The following is a 17,659-nucleotide window of genomic DNA, read 5'->3' on the forward strand; positions in this document are numbered from 1 at the left end:
TAATAATTGTTTTATAAATCTTCGAAAAATAGCAGACGTTAACTTTATCACTCTTTATTTCGCCTCTTCGGCTTAATCTTTTTTACCTCCCCATAGCTACAAAATGCTGGAAATTTGTACAATTTTTGTCTATGTTTGTGAATGAAAAACCAACATATTAATAACTCATATTCACGATAAATGTCTTACCTACAAATGTATTAAAACAGCATTTACTAATAAGGTAACGTGTCACTGTTGGAAAATAACGAAGCGCAAAAGCGCAAACAACACTCTACCCATCTGGTTAAATCAATGGGGGAGGTGCTTTTGTATGCGAGTAATATTGTTTTCGAGGACCTAATTAGATGGATTTACGCAGTGAGCGCATGCTTTCCACAATGCGCACAACGCAGAATAGTATTTCTGCGTTATTAACTGAAAATAGGGATAAAATAGAGTCACCGTGTATATTATTGGTTTCGATAAACCCAAACAGTGGCCGCGCCACCGTTATTGCAAGCGATAGTGAGCACTCAGAAATTGAGTCACATCACATCGTTTTCCCGCCCCATACATTACTCATGCTGCCTTTAACACCGATGAGCGCACCATTACCGGCAAGAGAATTCACCTTGCCCCAATCACTTGAGCATTTTCGTGAACAATATGTCGTTGTGGCGTCGGTAAGAGATATGCAAAATGACGTGTTGGGGGTTGTGCTTACATTTGTGAGAAACAGCAACCTAATTGGACATCAACATACCTACATAGATATTCTGCGCCAGAAGGTCGAATTAAACTACCTCTATGAACTTGCTAGGCATCCTTATTCAGATAAGTTGTCAGAGCAGTTGTCACTCCTTGAAGAGGTAAGCGCTATTTCAAAAGTAGGGGCGTGGCAAATAGACAGGTTCACTGGCGCGTTTTCTTCAACTCAAATAATGAAAAGCCTGCTGGGACTGCTGCATTCAAAAAGCGTTAACCTACAAGATGTGCTCGAAGTTATTTCATTTGAAGACAGAGATAACCTTAAACAACGAATTCTCAAAGCGATTAAGAAACAAAGGCACTTTGCAAAGCATCTCACTATTTCCGATAAACAAGGGCGAACTAGAAATATAAAGCTAACCGTATTTTTACAGATTGAGCGTCAGACTAATTTTGGCTTAAAACTTACTCGCTTATATGGTGTCGTGCAGGATGAAACAGAAACTCAGAGACTTTCTGATTCACAACATAATTATACAGACTATCTAACAAGTATCTTAAATGGTGTTGATAGCGTGGTTCTCAGCATTGATAAGAATGGCACCATACTGTCGGCAAACGAACAGGTTATCTATGTATTGGGGTTTCAGCCGGAAGAGTTAATAGGGCAAGATATCAAGCTTCTAGCGACGAAGGTTCAAAATAGTGACGGGCCTTCCTCCTTGTTAAATTTAGACGAAGGCGTTGCACGTTGCTGTAAGGTTGAGACCATAAACGAGTGCATACGTCACAAAAACGGTAAGAGAATAGCGTGCGATGTAAGCTTAAAAGCATGCACGGTACATAACCAAGACTTAGTCATAATAAGCATACGAAGCGTTTCAAACTTGCATTTTGAAGTAGACCGCTTTAAACAGTTAGCGTTAACAGACCCTTTGACTGGACTGGCTAACCTTTATCATTTAGAGCAATACCTTTTAGATAAAGCTGCATTAGCATCGTCTGAGAAGGCGCTATCTGTGTTTATTCGGGTTAGCATTGTCAATGTTAAAGAGTATGAAGACGCATTTGGAGAACCCACAGTTGACTACATCTTGCGTATATTAGCTAGCCGCTTTGTGCGTGCTTTTGACGTCAATAGGCAGCTTGAAGTGAGAGTATTTAAATACGATCGCGGCAACTTTGTTCTTCACTTAGAAAATTATTTTAAGGACGACCATACGGCGAAAAATGCGGCTCAGCAGTGCGCTCATTATCTCAGAGATAACGTGTTGGCCCCTATCACTCTACACAACAGTTCACTGGCTATCGAGACCAAAACAGTGAGTTGTGCTATCCCCCCAAAGTACTTTTCCTTCAAAAAAGTAAAAGAGCTATTGTCTAGAAAGGCCTGCAATGAAGATATTGTTTATTTAGACGATGAGAGAGAGCACACTTATTTACATATCGATGGTAGCGACATAGACCGCTATAACTATATAAAGCATTCCTTAAATAGAGCTATTGCCAACAATGAGTTATTCGTTGAGCTTCAGCCTCAATATTGTAGTAGTGGAAACTTAGTAAGCTCTGAAGTGTTGCTTAGATGGAACCATCCTCACCTTGGCTTTGTTACGCCGGCGGAGTTTATCCCTATTGCTGAGCAGAACGATTTTATTGCCGACATTGGATTATGGGTTTGTAATGAAGCTTGTAAATTATTAAGCGAATGCCACGAGAAGAGTGTAAACACTAAGCTATCAATCAATATAAGTGCGAAGCATTTAGCGCGGGCTGACTTTGTCAGCAAATTTGTAGCAATAGTAAATAGGTGGAGGGTGCCACACAAGTGTCTAAAACTTGAATTGACAGAAGGCGCTCTGATAAAAGGCGTTAACATAATACAGCGCCGAGTAAGAGATTTAGCCCAACAAGGGTTTAGTTTATCTATTGATGATTTTGGTATTGGTGATTCAAACCTTAACTCACTGCAAGCGCTTCCAATTAATGAGCTCAAAGTTGACAAAGTTTTTATTGAAGCAATAGAAGATTCGAAAGAAAAAAACGTGTTTGTTACAAATATTTGCAACATGGCAAGGGCGTTGAAGCTTGATACCGTGGCAGAAGGTATAGAAACCACAGGGCAATTAAACGAAGCAAAGGCTTGTGGATGTAGCGCTTTTCAGGGTTATTACTTAGATAAGCCAATGAGCATAGGTGATTGGCGCAATAAATTCGTCGACGCTCAGAACTAGTTGTTAGTGGGAAAAAGCATTAAATACGTTTAAATCAGCACTCGTTTGGCTTCTCACTAAAAATTTTACGCTATTTGAAAATGTTTCTCTAAGTTTAAATTAATGTAAATCAAATTGTTAGTTGGCCTACGCCATAAGTCTTATAAGCAGGTCTGATTGAACTGAAGTAGGGTAGATATAAACCCTAATCAGGACATGGATATGACTTATAAAAATGACTACATTGCCTCTACCCAACATCCAGATAATTTTTGGTTGAAACAAGCTCGCAAAATAGCGTGGTTTCAACCGCCAGAGAAGGGATGCCAAAAAACAGATAGTGGTTACTATGACTGGTTTAGAGGAGGGCAGCTCAACACCAGTTACCTAGCACTGGACCATCACGTTAACAATGGCCGTGGTGATAAAACCGCACTTATCTACGACTCACCTGTTACTCAAACTACCCAGCACTTTACCTACAACGAACTACTTGCTGACGTTGCACAGTTTGCCGGGGGCTTGTCTCGCCTAGGTGTTAAGAAAGGCGATCGCGTTATTATCTATATGCCAATGATCCCTCAGGCGGCAATCGCAATGCTTGCATGTGCTCGTTTAGGGGCGGTGCATTCAGTGGTATTTGGCGGTTTTGCAGCGAATGAGCTTGCTGTACGAATAGATGATGCGAAGCCAGTGGCTATTGTTACAGCGTCCTGCGGCGTGGAGGGCAGTAAAGTTCTACCCTATAAGCCTCTTGTAGATGAAGCGATAGATATATCAGAGCATAAGCCTACGGCATGCATATTGTTTCAACGAGAGCAATTAACTGCTGAGTTAAATAAAAATATTGATTACGATTGGCATACTTTAGCTAAAAATAGCGAGCCTGCCTCTCCCGTCGCCGTTGATGCAACTGACCCTCTATATATTCTTTATACTTCAGGTACAACTGGTAAGCCTAAAGGTGTGGTTAGAGATAACGGTGGTCATGCGGTCGCATTACACTACTCAATGGGCGCCGTATACGATACCAGTGAAGACGACGTATTCTGGGCTGCATCGGATGTCGGTTGGGTCGTCGGCCACTCTTATATCGTCTATGCACCGCTTATAAAGGGTGCAACCACTGTATTGTACGAAGGTAAGCCCGTTGGTACGCCAGATGCCGGTGCGTTTTGGCGCATGATAGAAACTCATAAGGTGAATGTACTTTTTGCTGCACCCACTGCGTTTCGAGCAATTAGAAAAGCCGACCCAGAAGGCACGTTTTTATCCAAATACGACACATCGAGTTTACGTACCTTATTTATGGCGGGTGAACGGCTCGACCCGCCCACGTACTATTGGACGAGTGAAAAGGTGGGTGTACCCGTTATTGATCATTGGTGGCAAACCGAGACTGGCTGGCCTATTTGCTCGAATCCTATGGGGCTTGAACCAATGAAGACAAAACCGGGTTCGTCCAGTGTGCCAACACCAGGCTTTAACGTTAAGGTGTTAAAAGGGCCCGATGCACCTCAAGCAACGGGAGATAAGGGAGCCATTGCCATTCAATTACCCCTTCCTCCAGGTTGCTTAACTACGATATGGCAAGATCATCAACGGTTTGTCGATGGCTACTTACGCGAATTTGAGGGGTACTATAGTACTGGAGACAACGGATATGTGGATGAAGAAGGTTACGTATTTATTATGGGGCGTACCGATGATGTTATTAATGTCGCCGGTCACCGCTTGTCAACCGGTGAAATGGAAGAAGTGCTTGCGGCGCATCCAGATATTGCTGAGTGCAGTGTGATAGGGATTAATGATGCACTGAAAGGACAGCTACCGGTAGGGCTTGTTCTTCTAAAAGATGGTGTGAATGTAGATGAAAAAACGCTAGAGCAAGACTTAATTCAGCGAGTTCGCGATAAAATTGGCCCAGTAGCTTGTTTTAAGCGAGCGATAGTCGTGAATCGTTTACCGAAAACCCGGTCAGGTAAAATACTTCGAAAGCTACTGCGTCAGATCGCCGCCAACGAAACTGTGGCTGTCCCTTCAACTATCGATGATCCGTCAAGCGTAGAAGAAATAGAATCGATAATGCGAGATAAAGGGTTAGTCCGTGAACCGGCTGCCATATGATGTCACAGCAAGCGTCAAAAAGGCCTGAGGGCTATAAGCGAGAATGCTAAAGAAGACAAAGCGGAGAACGTTAAACGCAGTTTCCAATGGTATTTTCTTTCATAAATAAAGGGGCTTTTGCCCCTTTATGGTTTTAAATGGCGCGCTCGTTTTAGACTACCATTCGTTAAGCTATTAATGCGTGACAAAAGGTTGTCGTGCAGCTCAATAGTAATATTCGTTTACTTGTGGCTCTGGTGGATAGACTTCAATTGCCACATAAACGAAGGCCGCAGCAATGATCGCCACAACAAGTGCGCGTAACAAACGAGAGTCCGCGATACCTGCAGTTTTTGATTCATTTATCGAGTCTTTACTACCGTGCACCATGGCGGGAACCAATTTTTGCTTTTTATATACGCTGTAAAAAATAACTGCGCCTATATGCAATGCAATGACATAAAGTAATGCATCAAACGCAAGGTGGTGCAGAGTGTTCATCAAACTCAATGTTTCTTCACTGGCGAGCTGTCGATAAGGACCGTCTAAGAAAATATCGTCTGTCATAAATAGCCCAGATACGGCTTGTATAGCCAACAGCACCAGCATAACAATAACAAACCAGCCGCCAAGTGGGTTGTGCCCAATAGCAGGCACCGACTGCCTGTTAAAAAGCGTTTTTACATAGCTAAATACTTTTTTAGGACCAGTTACGAAGCTGCTAAACCTAGCGTGCCTGGTGCCAACTACCCCCCAAATAAGGCGGAAAACAATAAGGAATAAGGTGAAGTACCCTATATAGAAGTGCCACTGGACTTTATTTTCGAGCCATTCAACTGTGGCATATTGGGCTAATAGGCTCGCTACAATCAGCCAATGAAATAGGCGGGTGGGTAAGTCCCAAACAAGAGTTTTTTTCATCGTCATTTTAATTCACGCTTTGTGTAGGTCTGTTTGGCTTAAGTACACGTCAAAAAGAGTGTAGAAAGGTAAATAGACCTGGGTCATTATATCTTTGCATAGCGTCACCCAATTTGCTGGGTAACACAAGAAAGCCTAACCACATAATACTATGTTTTATCTTAAGTCCGACCAAGTTCTAGCCTGCAAATAGTTAGCCTATTGCTGACCAGATGAAGTTTGAACCAATATTTTTGTACATTGTATTTCGAATAAATTAGTTAAGCGAAAGGGGAGCGTGGGCGATTGGTTTCTAATTATGCGTATTTAATATGAATCTCACATTGCAATAGTACCTGCATTTGGCAAAATGCCTGATAGTTGAAGGTTAATAAAAGTGTAAAGCTATAAAATGAAAGTAGGATTATTTGGCGCCAACGGGCGTATGGGGCGCGTATTAGTCGAAGCGTTGGATTTAAGTGAAAATGCTGAGCTTAGCGTTGCTACAGTACGCGATGATTCGCCTTGGGTTGGCCTAAACGTAGGTGAGCTGGCTGGTATTGGTAAAAAAGACGTCGATTGCACTGCGCTTTCGAATTTGAGCGGCAACGACGCGGATGTGATGATTGACTTTACTTTGCCATCAGTGATTGAAAGTAATTTGGCGTGGTGCGTAAAAAACAAAATGCCTGTTGTAATCGGTACTACCGGTTTGAACGATGCACAATTAGCAGCTTTAGATGAAGCGGCAAAGCACATTCCTATTGTTTTCGCTGCTAATTATAGTGTGGGCGTAAACTTAATGCTTTCGTTAGTTCGTCAAGCGGCCAGCGTATTAGGTGAAACGGCAGATATCGAAATTACCGAAGCTCACCACAGATTTAAACAAGATGCGCCTTCAGGCACAGCTATGGCTATTGGTGAAGCTATTGCCGATGAACTAGGTCGCGACCTCAAAACGTGTGCTGTATACGGCAGAGAAGGAAAAGAGCCTGAACGCGATCAAGGTACAATAGGCTTTGCAACAGTGCGGGCCGGAGATATCGTTGGCGAGCATACGGCATTATTCGCGGATATTGGTGAACGTTTAGAAATTACGCATAAAGCATCAAGCCGACTTACTTTTGCAAAAGGTGCTGTGCATGCTGCAAAGTGGTTGTATGGAAAACAACCTGGTCTATACTCCATGGTTGACGTTCTGGATTTAAAGCTATAAGCGTTAATTAAGGCTGTTGTGAAACCCTTTGGGTTTACGCAAACTTTAAGACGTGACTAAAGTGTTAAACTAAGGTTGCACTTTTAATGAGCAATAAGCCGCACTTTCGGTGGTTCTGCGCAAAAAAGGTGGTAAAAGCGTTATTTTAGTAAATTATTACAAATAAATTTGCCATTTTCGGTCAGTGATGTATACTCGCCGGAATTTGCCAGAATTTCGTATTCTGAGGCCGCCAAAACGGCTGAAGAGTGCGGTTTTATTAGCTGCAAAGATCGTAAAACGGGATGTATTGTTATCAATAACTCCCGTTTTTTGTGGGGTTTGTGTAAAAAACTGCACAAACACATAGTTATCCTTAATCTGGAGGTTGACTTGGCTAATTCTGCCCTTTTGGTGTTAGAGGATGGTTCTGTTTTTAAAGGTACGGCGATAGGCGCTACAGGCTCCGCCGTTGGGGAAGTTGTTTTTAATACTTCCATGACCGGCTATCAAGAAATTCTCACCGACCCATCCTACGCTGAACAACTCATCACCCTTACTTATCCACACATTGGCAACACCGGCACTAACGAAGAAGACGTCGAAGCAGATACAATCTGGTCGAAAGGTCTAATCATCCGTGACCTACCTCTTGTTGCTAGTAACTTTCGTCAACAGCAAACTTTGTCTGAATACCTTAAAGCGAAAGGCGTTGTGGGTATTGCCGACATTGATACACGTCGCTTAACGCGTATCTTGCGAGACAAAGGTGCACAAAATGGCTGCATTATTTGCTCTGATGAATTAGACGAGTCTAGCGCACTAGCGCAAGCAAAAGATTTCCCTGGCCTTAAAGGCATGGATTTGGCAAAAGTAGTGAGCATCACTGAGCCAAAAACATGGACGGAAGGCAGCTGGGTACTTGGCAAAGGCTACGTAACACCAAATGAGTTCAAATATCATGTTGTAGCTTACGACTACGGTGTTAAAAACAACATTCTTCGCATGCTAGCTGACCGTGGTTGTAAAGTAACCCTGGTTCCGGCGCAAACGCCTGCAGAAGATGTGCTTGCTATGAATCCTGACGGTGTATTTTTGTCAAATGGCCCGGGCGACCCAGAGCCATGCGATTATGCAGTAACCGCAATTAAAACTATCGTCGATACCGGTACGCCAGTATTTGGTATTTGTCTTGGTCATCAGCTGCTTGCTATCGCAAGTGGTGCAAAAACAGTGAAGATGAAATTCGGTCACCACGGGGCAAACCACCCGGTTAAAGACCTTAAGCGCAATGTAGTTATGATCACTAGCCAAAACCACGGTTTTGCTGTTGATGAGTCTAGCTTGCCAGATAACCTAGAAGTAACTCACATTTCGTTGTTCGACAAGTCGTTGCAGGGCATTCATCGCACCGACAAGCCTGCGTTTAGCTTCCAGGGGCACCCTGAAGCCAGTCCAGGTCCTCATGAAGCGGCGCCGTTATTCGACCACTTCATCGAACTTATTGAACAACACAAGCAGTAGGAATTAGCCAACTATGCCAAAACGTACCGACATAAAAAGTATTCTTATCATTGGTGCTGGCCCTATTGTTATTGGCCAGGCTTGTGAATTCGACTATTCAGGCGCGCAAGCGTGTAAAGCCCTTCGCGAAGAAGGCTACCGTGTTATTTTGGTTAACTCTAACCCAGCAACCATCATGACCGACCCAGAAATGGCAGATGCAACTTACATCGAGCCTATCCACTGGGAAGTGGTTCGCAAGATCATCGAAAAAGAGCGTCCAGATGCTGTACTGCCAACTATGGGTGGTCAAACCGCACTTAACTGTGCGCTAGAGCTTGATAAGCACGGCGTGCTTGAAGAGTTCGGCTGCGAGCTTATTGGTGCCACGGCAGACGCTATTGATAAAGCAGAAAACCGCGAGCGCTTTGACAAAGCAATGAAAAACATCGGCCTTGAATGTCCACGTGCGGAAATCGCGCACAGCATGGATGAAGCGCACGATGTACTAAGCCGAATCGGCTTTCCTTGTATTATTCGTCCGTCTTTCACCATGGGCGGAACCGGTGGTGGTATCGCGTACAACATTGACGAGTTCAATGAAATTTGTCATCGCGGCTTAGACCTTTCTCCTACTAACGAGCTTCTTATCGATGAATCCTTGTTAGGCTGGAAAGAGTACGAAATGGAAGTAGTACGCGACAAAGCGGACAACTGCATCATCGTATGTACTATCGAAAACTTCGACCCTATGGGCGTGCACACCGGCGATTCAATCACAGTTGCTCCAGCGCAAACCCTAACCGATAAAGAATTCCAGCTAATGCGTAATGCCGCTATGGCTGTACTGCGTGAGATTGGCGTTGAAACTGGTGGTTCAAACGTACAGTTCGGTGTAGACCCGAAAACAGGTCGTGTAGTTATCATCGAAATGAATCCTCGCGTATCGCGTTCATCTGCGCTTGCTTCTAAAGCAACGGGCTTCCCGATTGCGAAAGTAGCGGCAAAACTTGCGGTAGGTTATACGTTAGACGAACTGGCTAACGACATCACCGGCGGCCTAACGCCAGCGTCGTTCGAGCCATCTATTGACTACGTAGTAACTAAGATCCCACGCTTCAACTTTGAAAAGTTTGCCGGTGCTAACGACCGTCTAACTACCCAGATGAAGTCGGTAGGTGAGGTAATGGCTATTGGTCGTAACCAGCAGGAATCGCTTCAAAAAGCCCTTCGCGGTCTTGAAGTAGGCGCTTCAGGTTTGAACCCTATGGTCGACCTTGAAGACCCTGAATCACGTAATAAAGTGGTTTACGAACTTCGTCAACCTGGCGCAGAGCGTATTTGGTACATCGGTGATGCATTCCGCATGGGCATGACGGTTGAAGAGGTATTTAACCTTACTAATATCGACCGCTGGTACCTTGTGCAGCTTGAAGATCTGATTCTTCTTGAAGCAAAAGTAGCCGAGCTTGGTTTGCCAGGTATTGACGCTGACTTCATGCGTGCACTTAAGCGTAAAGGCTTCTCTGACGCACGTCTTGCTGAACTAACCAAGGTGGCTGAATGCGACATTCGTGAAACCCGTCGCGGTTTGGGTATTTCTCCTGTCTACAAGCGTGTAGATACTTGTGCAGCAGAATTCTCTACCAGCACGGCTTACATGTACTCAACGTATGACGAAGAGTGTGAAGCAGCGCCAACGGACAAAGAAAAGATCATGGTATTGGGCGGCGGTCCAAACCGTATTGGTCAAGGTATCGAGTTCGATTACTGCTGTGTTCACGCGGCGCTTTCAATGCGCGAAGACGGTTACGAGACCATTATGGTTAACTGTAACCCTGAAACGGTTTCAACCGATTACGACACGTCTGATCGCTTGTATTTCGAGCCAGTAACTTTGGAAGATGTACTTGAAATCGTTGCTAAAGAGCAGCCAAAAGGCGTTATCGTGCAGTATGGCGGTCAAACGCCACTTAAACTTGCTCGTGCTTTAGAGGCGGCTGGCGTACCGGTAATCGGCACCTCACCAGAAGCCATTGACCGTGCTGAAGACCGTGAGCGTTTCCAGCAAATGGTGAACAAGCTTAACCTTAAGCAACCGGCAAATGCCACGGTAACTAACGTTGAGCAAGCGCTAACTATGGCCGAAGAAATTGGCTTCCCGCTAGTGGTTCGCCCAAGCTACGTGCTAGGTGGACGTGCGATGGAAATCGTGTATGACATCAAAGACCTTAAGCGTTATCTAAACGAAGCGGTTAAAGTGTCTAATGACGCACCAGTACTGCTAGACCGTTTCCTAGACGACGCTATTGAAGTTGATATCGACGCTATCTGCGATGGCAAAGAGGTTGTAATTGGCGGCATCATGGAACACATCGAGCAGGCAGGGGTCCACTCAGGTGACTCAGCATGTTCACTGCCTCCGCACTCGCTACCAAAAGACATTCAGGACGTTATGCGCGAGCAAGTAAAAGCGATGGCGCTTGAGCTTGGCGTAGTCGGTCTGATGAATACCCAGTTTGCGATTAAAGACGGTGAAGTGTACCTAATCGAGGTTAACCCTCGTGCTGCGCGTACTGTGCCATTTGTATCTAAAGCAACGGGTGTTCCACTTGCTAAAGTTGCAGCACGTGCAATGGCAGGCGTTAGTCTAGCCGAGCAAGGCGTAACTGAAGAAGTAATTCCACCGTTTTACTCAGTGAAGGAAGTGGTACTTCCATTTGCTAAGTTCCAAGGTGTTGACCCACTACTAGGCCCAGAAATGCGTTCTACAGGTGAAGTAATGGGTGTTGGTGATACCTTCGAAGAGGCATATGCAAAAGCTAACTTGGGTGCAGGTGCACCATTGCCTAAGCAAGGTAAAGCGCTTATTTCAGTACGTGATACCGACAAGCCTCGTATGATTGCACTGGCAAAAGCGTTGGTAGAAGCCGGCTTTAGCATTGAAGCTACCCGCGGTACCGCTACTGAGCTTTACGATGCAGGCATCATGAGCACTGTAGTGAACAAAATGTCGGAAGGTCGTCCTAACATTGTTGATGCTATCAAGAACGGCGAATACGCTTACTTGATCAACACAACAGAAGGTCGTCAAGCCATCACAGATTCAGTATACATTCGTCGTGAAGCCTTGGTGAATAAGGTGACTTACACCACGACAATGAACGCTGCGTTTGCAACTATCCGTGCTAAGTCTGCAGATGACCGCAATAAAGTGGCATCAGTTCAAGAACTACACGCTAGACTCAAACACTAATGACATACGCTAGGATACGAGGTATCCTAGCAATATTACATTTGTGTGAACCAATTAAAAGTGCGCCTTCGCGGCGCACTTTTCTGTTTAAATTACTAGCTAAGTGAGACGGTATTCATGAGTCAGTATCCAATGACAGCGCGCGGCGCTCAAATGCTGCGTGACGAATTAAATGAGCTTAAAACAAAAACACGCCCACGTATTATCGAGTCTATTGCCGAAGCACGTGAGCACGGTGATTTGAAAGAAAACGCTGAATATCACGCTGCCCGTGAACAGCAAAGCTTCTGTGAAGGTCGTATTCAAGATATTGAAGGCAAGCTTTCAAATGCACAGATTATTGACGTAACTAAAATGGAAAATACCGGTAAAGTTATTTTCGGCACTACGGTTACCATTTTAAACGTTGATACCGATGAAGAAACAACGTACCGCATTGTTGGCGATGATGAAGCTGATATTAAGAACAACTTAATTTCAGTTAATTCGCCTATCGCTCGCGGTCTTATCGGTAAAGAGCTTGATGATACGGTAACTATTCAAACGCCAGCTGGTGCTGTTGAAGTTGAAATCATCGAAGTTGAGTATATTTAATTGCTATCGGTCAGTGGCGCAATGCCACTGACCTCCCGTTACAATTTCGTTTTAAACATTCAACATCCTTTCCTTTCTCTTTTTGTTTGTAAATTTTTAACAGAATCATTGCTCTACGTACTTTCTCTCAAGTATTATTTTTCCTTTTTCGAAAGGATGCATCATGGCTTATGATTTTGGTTCTCAAACGCTAGGGATAAAGAACCCGTTTAAGACAGAAGGAACGCTTAGAACACTTGGTGGTGTGTTGACGCTATTGCTAGCGGTTTACGTTGTGTTCTCAGTGCCTGCAATATTTGAAGCTAATAAGGTAAAAGGATATACCCTGTTAGCGGTAGGCTTCATTTTAGTGGTATCGGGAATACGACACACGGCAGTTGGTATCCTTCAACTGATGCGTTTTTTCGTGGGAAGAACGGTTCCCACATCTTTGGCGTATAACTTTTCAAAATCTGAACAAGATGCTGCCCAAGCAGAAAAAAAATCACTACTTTACTCAAAAGAGTCACTGCACTCTATGCTTATGGGTAGAAGGAATACGACATTTGAAGAGCCAAAAGGCTGGCTCGCTCGGTTAGTTCACAGTATTTTCCCTAAGCTAGTTTTCTTACCTTACCCGTTACGCCATCTTGCCCAAGAAATTCTCGCTATGGGAGCAACACTTATCGTGGGCTTAGTCACCTACGCTATCGTTTATTTTCTCGTAAGTAATGGATTTGCTGGCGAAGTAGCAAAAGTGGTTGTTATGCCCATTCTTTCTCTGATACTGCTTATCTACTTCGTTGCCAATTGGACATCCACTGCGAAAGGGATCCATAACGAAGGAAACTCTCAACTTGTCAAAGCCGGTGGGCTTTCCATTGGTGTTATCATCGGCTTGGCGTTAGTTGTTCCCCTTGGCGCAGGTGTGTTTCTTGACGGTGTTGTTGGCAACAATATTAACGAGCTTCAACGCTGGTCAGAAGAACACTCCTTTTTTAGCGCATGGCTAAATTTTGTTTATCTATTTATTAGTATTGGTGTGGTAATAGGCCTTGTATTTCCATTACTTAAAAAGCGCATGGATTTAGTCACCCCTCAAACTGAAGTCAGTGAATTCAGAGCAAACATGCAGGAATCTGTTCACCCCAACGAGATCTTCATTAATATTGAAAATATTGTTCTTGCTAATCGCCGATACAAAGAAGTCCCAAACAGAATATATGCCGACTTTGTGCCTAAGCTTAAAGAACAGGCGGAAGGGAAAGGCAGCTTTGAAGGGGAACTGTTGATTGAAACTCAGCCAACCCTAAGTGAAGGTTTGGCCTTACCTAAAGGTGCGAAAGTCGCGTTAAGTGCTACAGCGCAGGTCGCAGTTGTTGTTGCGGCAGTATTGTTTTATTCATCGGGTGTGCAGTTTGCTGAGCTACTTCATCTAATTATCAATATTGGTGTAGACAACGGCGCGTTACTTAATAATGCATTTTCGATGGTAAACAATTTGCTCATGCTTGTATTTGCATGGCTTACTTTCAGAGCAGCAGGCAGTATTTTGAATAACGCCTCTCACATGTTTTGGGGCGAGTTAAATTTTAATTCTTTGCTCATGTACATGAAAACGGAAGGGACTTATACCGAATCGAGAGTATCGACAGGCATGGCCATTCACGATTCTACGCGTTCTGAAAATGTAGTAGTAAGAAGCAGTATTACCCCTTGGATCATTACTAGTCGAATTAACACATCGATATTTGCCACTAGTGGTATGAATAACTTGGAAGCACCGCGTTTTGTCATGGGAATGAATAAAAATGATGGCGAATTAACCGAAATCGTTGACGAAATAAAAGCGTTCTTGCGTGGCAGAGAAACCATTGCTTCTATTACGAACGAATCGGACTTAGCCAATGCAGGTACCATTCATCAAGTTAATCAGCAGACTCGCGCATTCAACCAAAACTCAGAAGAACGTTTAACGCTTAAAGAAACTGAAGAAAGCGCTGGTTTCCTTAGGAACGAGAAAGACAGTGAATAAGGGGAGGAGTATGTCAGAGATTAAAACGCTAGATACAAAAGTTGTCTACGAAAACAAATGGCTTCGCGTAAGAGAGGATAAAATACGTCGAAGTAGCGGAAATGAAGGTATATATGGTGTGGTGGAAAAGCCGGACTTTGCCATCATTTTACCTATCGAAGGCGATACTGTGTATATGGTTGAGCAATATCGCTATACCATCAAAGAGCGACAGCTAGAACTTCCTCAAGGCGCTTGGGAGAGCAACCCTGACGCCGACCCTGTCGAGCTTGCAAAAGGTGAGCTTAGGGAAGAGACAGGCTTAAGTGCTGAGTCAATGGAGTATGTTGGCTTCCAATATCTTGCTTACGGCTTTTGCAATCAGGGGTACCATATTTACGTGGCTAAAGGGTTGACCCAAGGCGAACAAAAACTAGATATTGAAGAAGAAGATTTACAGGTTGTTCCGCTTTCCTTAACTGCCTTAAAGGAAAAAATCGTCAATGGAGAGATAAAGGACGCAAGTACCTGTAACGCTGTGGGCTTAGCCATGCTCAAAGGGTTTATTTAAACGCGCTGTTACAATTCTTAGGTTGTCTTTTTTCTGCATAAGAGGTTAGGGTAGGTGAATCTACTATAACGTTAATATAAAAGAGATATTCATGACAATTGAAGGAAGCTTCTCCATTACGCGATGGGACGAAGACACGCTGAGTGAAAGAGCAGAGGGAATTAAGGTATCTCAGGCCAGCATCAAACAGGTCTATTCAGGTGATATGAGTGGCGAGTCTAACGTTGAGTTTTTGATGTCTTATCAATCGCAGATGTCCGCCAAGTTTACTGGGTTCGAAACCTTTGTCGGTGTTATCAACGGGTTGCGTGGCACCGTTACTTTTCAGCACAACGGTAAGTTTGAACACGGTGTCGCTAGTAGCGATTTCGAATCAATCAAAGATTCTGCAACTGGAGAACTCACGGGCAAGGCCTTACAAGGCAGCTTTAAGTCTGGCGAGTCAGGTAAAGCTGATTACACGCTTGAAGTAAACGATGTCGAAACTGTTAATGGTTGAAGCTAAAACAAAATAAGCTAGCAATAGGCTTATCTGCAGCTTATAAAAGCAAAAAAACGGCGCCGAGAGGCGCCGCTAAAAGTTGGGAAACAAACCAAGAAACTATTTATTAACTTTCAAGTAAACGAGAACCAATTTCTATTTGGCGAGGCTTCTTGGCTTCAGGTATGACTCGCTCCATATCGATGTGTAATAGACCATTTTCCATATCTGCAGCTAACACCTTCACATGGTCGCCAAGTTGGAATTTACGCTCAAAGTTACGCTCTGAGATGCCTTTATGTAAGAACTTACGTTCGTTACTTTCTTTATTTTCCGCTTCTGCTTTCTTGGTTCCAGTAATGGTCAATGTATTCTCTTCAACCTGAATTGATACATCGTCTTTGCTAAAACCAGCAATCGCCATGGTTACTCTATACTTGTCATCACCAAGCAGTTCGATGTTGTACGGCGGATAGGTGCTTTGCTTCTCTGCACGAGATGCCGCATCAATAAGAGATGCTAGGTGATCAGAACCAATGAATGAACGGTAAAGTGGAGATAGATCGATAGTACGCATAGTCATATCCTCAAAATTAAGCAATATGTTTAAAATTTAAATGCCCCGACTCTGCGGCGGCGGTTTCGTCGACCTGACTCTTCAGCGCCGACAAATCATATATAGGAATCGCCCAAACACTTTTCAAGAAAAAAAGTTGATTTTTTTAGAAAATAATCGAAATTAATTTATAAGTCACTGAAATTTGGTGGCTTTTATAAGGGTGGAATTGTTCTGAATAAGAGTGGGACGCCGTAAGTTAGCAAAAGTTTGCCTTAAAACCCTATATAAAATAGGTGTATGCGATAATTTTTATAAAACATTTAGCATTTGTTTAACCCCTCTAATTGTTTAGAAATGCTACAATTGGTTAAACAGAATGTCTTACCACTTTAATTGAAATTACGAAAATGAAAAAAGAAGTTATTGTTTTAAACTGTGGCAGCTCTTCAGTAAAGTTTGCCATTATCGACGCTGATACTGGTGAAGCGGGTCTCTCTGGTATTGCTGAAGCGTTAGGCAATAGTGATGCAAGTTTATCTTTTAAGCTAAACGGTAAAAAAGAGAAGCAGGCATTGCCAGAAAAAGCAGGGCATACCGAGGCGCTTAACGCTATCTCTGAAATTATTGCAAGCACAGGCGTGCAGCCTATTGCCATTGGTCACCGTGTCGTGCACGGGGGTGAAAAGTTTAAAGGTGCAGCCCTTGTAGATGATAGCGTACTTGAAGCTATAGAAGACTATGCGAGCATGGCACCGCTTCACAATATGGCTAATCTAAAAGGCATTGTGACTGCTCAAGCTGCGTATCCAGATTTGCCTCATGTCGTTGTATTCGATACTTCATTTTTTCAAACACTTCCTAAAAAAGCCTTTATCTATGCTTTGCCGATGTCGCTTTATCGTGAGCATGGCATTAGACGTTATGGCTTCCACGGAACCAGCCATAAATTCATCCTTGATAGCATGGCGAAAATTCTTGAAAAACCAGTTTCAGACACAAGCATAATCAGTGCGCATTTAGGCAATGGCTGTAGCGTGTCAGCTATCGAAAAAGGGCAGGCGGTAGACACCAGCCTTGGTTTCATTCCTTTAGAAGGCTTAGTTATGGGCACGCGCTGTGGTGATTTAGATCCTAGCTTGCCGGGTACGCTACAGAAAAAGCTTGGTAAAACCGCAGACGAAATTAGTGATCTGTTAAACAAACAGTCAGGACTGTTAGGTATTTCAGAGCTGAGCAACGACTGCAGAACCCTTGAGGATGCAGCGCTAGAAGGTCATGAAGGTGCACTGTTGGCAATTGAAATTTTCTGCTATCGCTTGGCTAAATACATAGCGGGCTACATGGTAGCTGTGCCAACGTTAGATGCCATTGTCTTTACGGGCGGTATTGGAGAAAACTCATCGCTAATTCGAGAGACCACAATGGGATATTTCACTCACTTTGGTATTAGCCTTGATGAGCAGAGAAATACTGATGCGCGATTTGGGCAAGGTGGAAAAGTATCTACTGATACAGCATCAACCTCTGTTTATGTCGTACCTACTAATGAAGAATGGGTAATTGCAGCTGAAGCTGCGACCTTCGCGTAAATTCAAACT

Annotated in this window: 12 protein-coding genes; 10 read left to right on the forward strand and 2 right to left on the reverse strand. The window is 43.7% G+C overall.

The features are described from left to right. Nucleotides 1–347: 347 nt before the first annotated feature. Together ACYX4W_RS10375 and ACYX4W_RS10380 are read left to right on the forward strand one after the other, a co-directional pair. Entirely contained in the window at nucleotides 348–2,924 is a 2,577-nt protein-coding gene (locus tag ACYX4W_RS10375; RefSeq protein WP_476073130.1) for an EAL domain-containing protein, read from the forward strand. A gap of 201 nt (nucleotides 2,925–3,125) precedes the next feature. Further along, on the forward strand, nucleotides 3,126–5,030 hold the full coding sequence (locus tag ACYX4W_RS10380) for a propionyl-CoA synthetase (protein ID WP_476073131.1): 1,905 nt from the start codon (nucleotides 3,126–3,128) through the stop codon (nucleotides 5,028–5,030). A gap of 204 nt (nucleotides 5,031–5,234) precedes the next feature. On the opposite strand, the gene ACYX4W_RS10385 is transcribed toward ACYX4W_RS10380, so the two are convergent. Beyond that, complete coding sequence (locus ACYX4W_RS10385; RefSeq protein ID WP_476075464.1) at nucleotides 5,235–5,930, reverse strand: cytochrome b/b6 domain-containing protein; 696 nt, start codon at nucleotides 5,928–5,930, stop codon at nucleotides 5,235–5,237. A 391-nt stretch (nucleotides 5,931–6,321) separates the two neighbouring features. Here ACYX4W_RS10385 and dapB point away from each other — a divergent pair, with 391 nt between their 5' ends. The 7 genes from dapB (at nucleotide 6,322) to ACYX4W_RS10420 (ending at nucleotide 15,520) form a co-directional block, all read left to right on the forward strand. Beyond that, a complete protein-coding gene (dapB, locus tag ACYX4W_RS10390; RefSeq protein ID WP_474807675.1) occupies nucleotides 6,322–7,125 on the forward strand; it encodes a 4-hydroxy-tetrahydrodipicolinate reductase in 804 nt (267 codons plus the stop codon). 372 nt (nucleotides 7,126–7,497) lie between these two features. Beyond that, nucleotides 7,498–8,628, forward strand: coding sequence for a glutamine-hydrolyzing carbamoyl-phosphate synthase small subunit (gene carA, locus ACYX4W_RS10395; RefSeq protein ID WP_474855690.1), 1,131 nt, complete (start codon nucleotides 7,498–7,500; stop codon nucleotides 8,626–8,628). Nucleotides 8,629–8,641: 13 nt separating this feature from the next. Further along, nucleotides 8,642–11,863, forward strand: a complete 3,222-nt coding sequence (gene carB, locus ACYX4W_RS10400; RefSeq protein ID WP_476073132.1) for a carbamoyl-phosphate synthase large subunit — start codon at nucleotides 8,642–8,644, stop codon at nucleotides 11,861–11,863. Nucleotides 11,864–11,980: 117 nt separating this feature from the next. Next, nucleotides 11,981–12,457: a transcription elongation factor GreA gene (gene greA, locus ACYX4W_RS10405; protein ID WP_025254739.1), complete on the forward strand. Its 477-nt coding sequence runs from the start codon at nucleotides 11,981–11,983 to the stop codon at nucleotides 12,455–12,457. Nucleotides 12,458–12,620: 163 nt separating this feature from the next. Next, nucleotides 12,621–14,471 (forward strand): hypothetical protein, encoded by a 1,851-nt coding sequence (locus ACYX4W_RS10410; RefSeq protein ID WP_476073133.1) that lies wholly within the window; start codon nucleotides 12,621–12,623, stop codon nucleotides 14,469–14,471. A gap of 10 nt (nucleotides 14,472–14,481) precedes the next feature. Further along, on the forward strand, nucleotides 14,482–15,021 hold the full coding sequence (locus tag ACYX4W_RS10415; RefSeq protein ID WP_476073134.1) for an NUDIX domain-containing protein: 540 nt from the start codon (nucleotides 14,482–14,484) through the stop codon (nucleotides 15,019–15,021). Between the two features lie 91 nt (nucleotides 15,022–15,112). Further along, nucleotides 15,113–15,520 (forward strand): DUF3224 domain-containing protein, encoded by a 408-nt coding sequence (locus ACYX4W_RS10420; RefSeq protein WP_476073135.1) that lies wholly within the window; start codon nucleotides 15,113–15,115, stop codon nucleotides 15,518–15,520. Between the two features lie 109 nt (nucleotides 15,521–15,629). On the opposite strand, the gene ACYX4W_RS10425 is transcribed toward ACYX4W_RS10420, so the two are convergent. Next, a complete protein-coding gene (locus ACYX4W_RS10425; protein WP_474830852.1) occupies nucleotides 15,630–16,079 on the reverse strand; it encodes an Hsp20 family protein in 450 nt (149 codons plus the stop codon). A 389-nt stretch (nucleotides 16,080–16,468) separates the two neighbouring features. Between ACYX4W_RS10425 and ACYX4W_RS10430 the strand changes: the two genes are divergently transcribed. Beyond that, entirely contained in the window at nucleotides 16,469–17,650 is a 1,182-nt protein-coding gene (locus tag ACYX4W_RS10430) for an acetate kinase (protein WP_476073136.1), read from the forward strand. Nucleotides 17,651–17,659: the final 9 nt, after the last annotated feature.

The sequence above is a fragment of the Alteromonas sp. ABH4_454 genome (assembly GCF_056311775.1).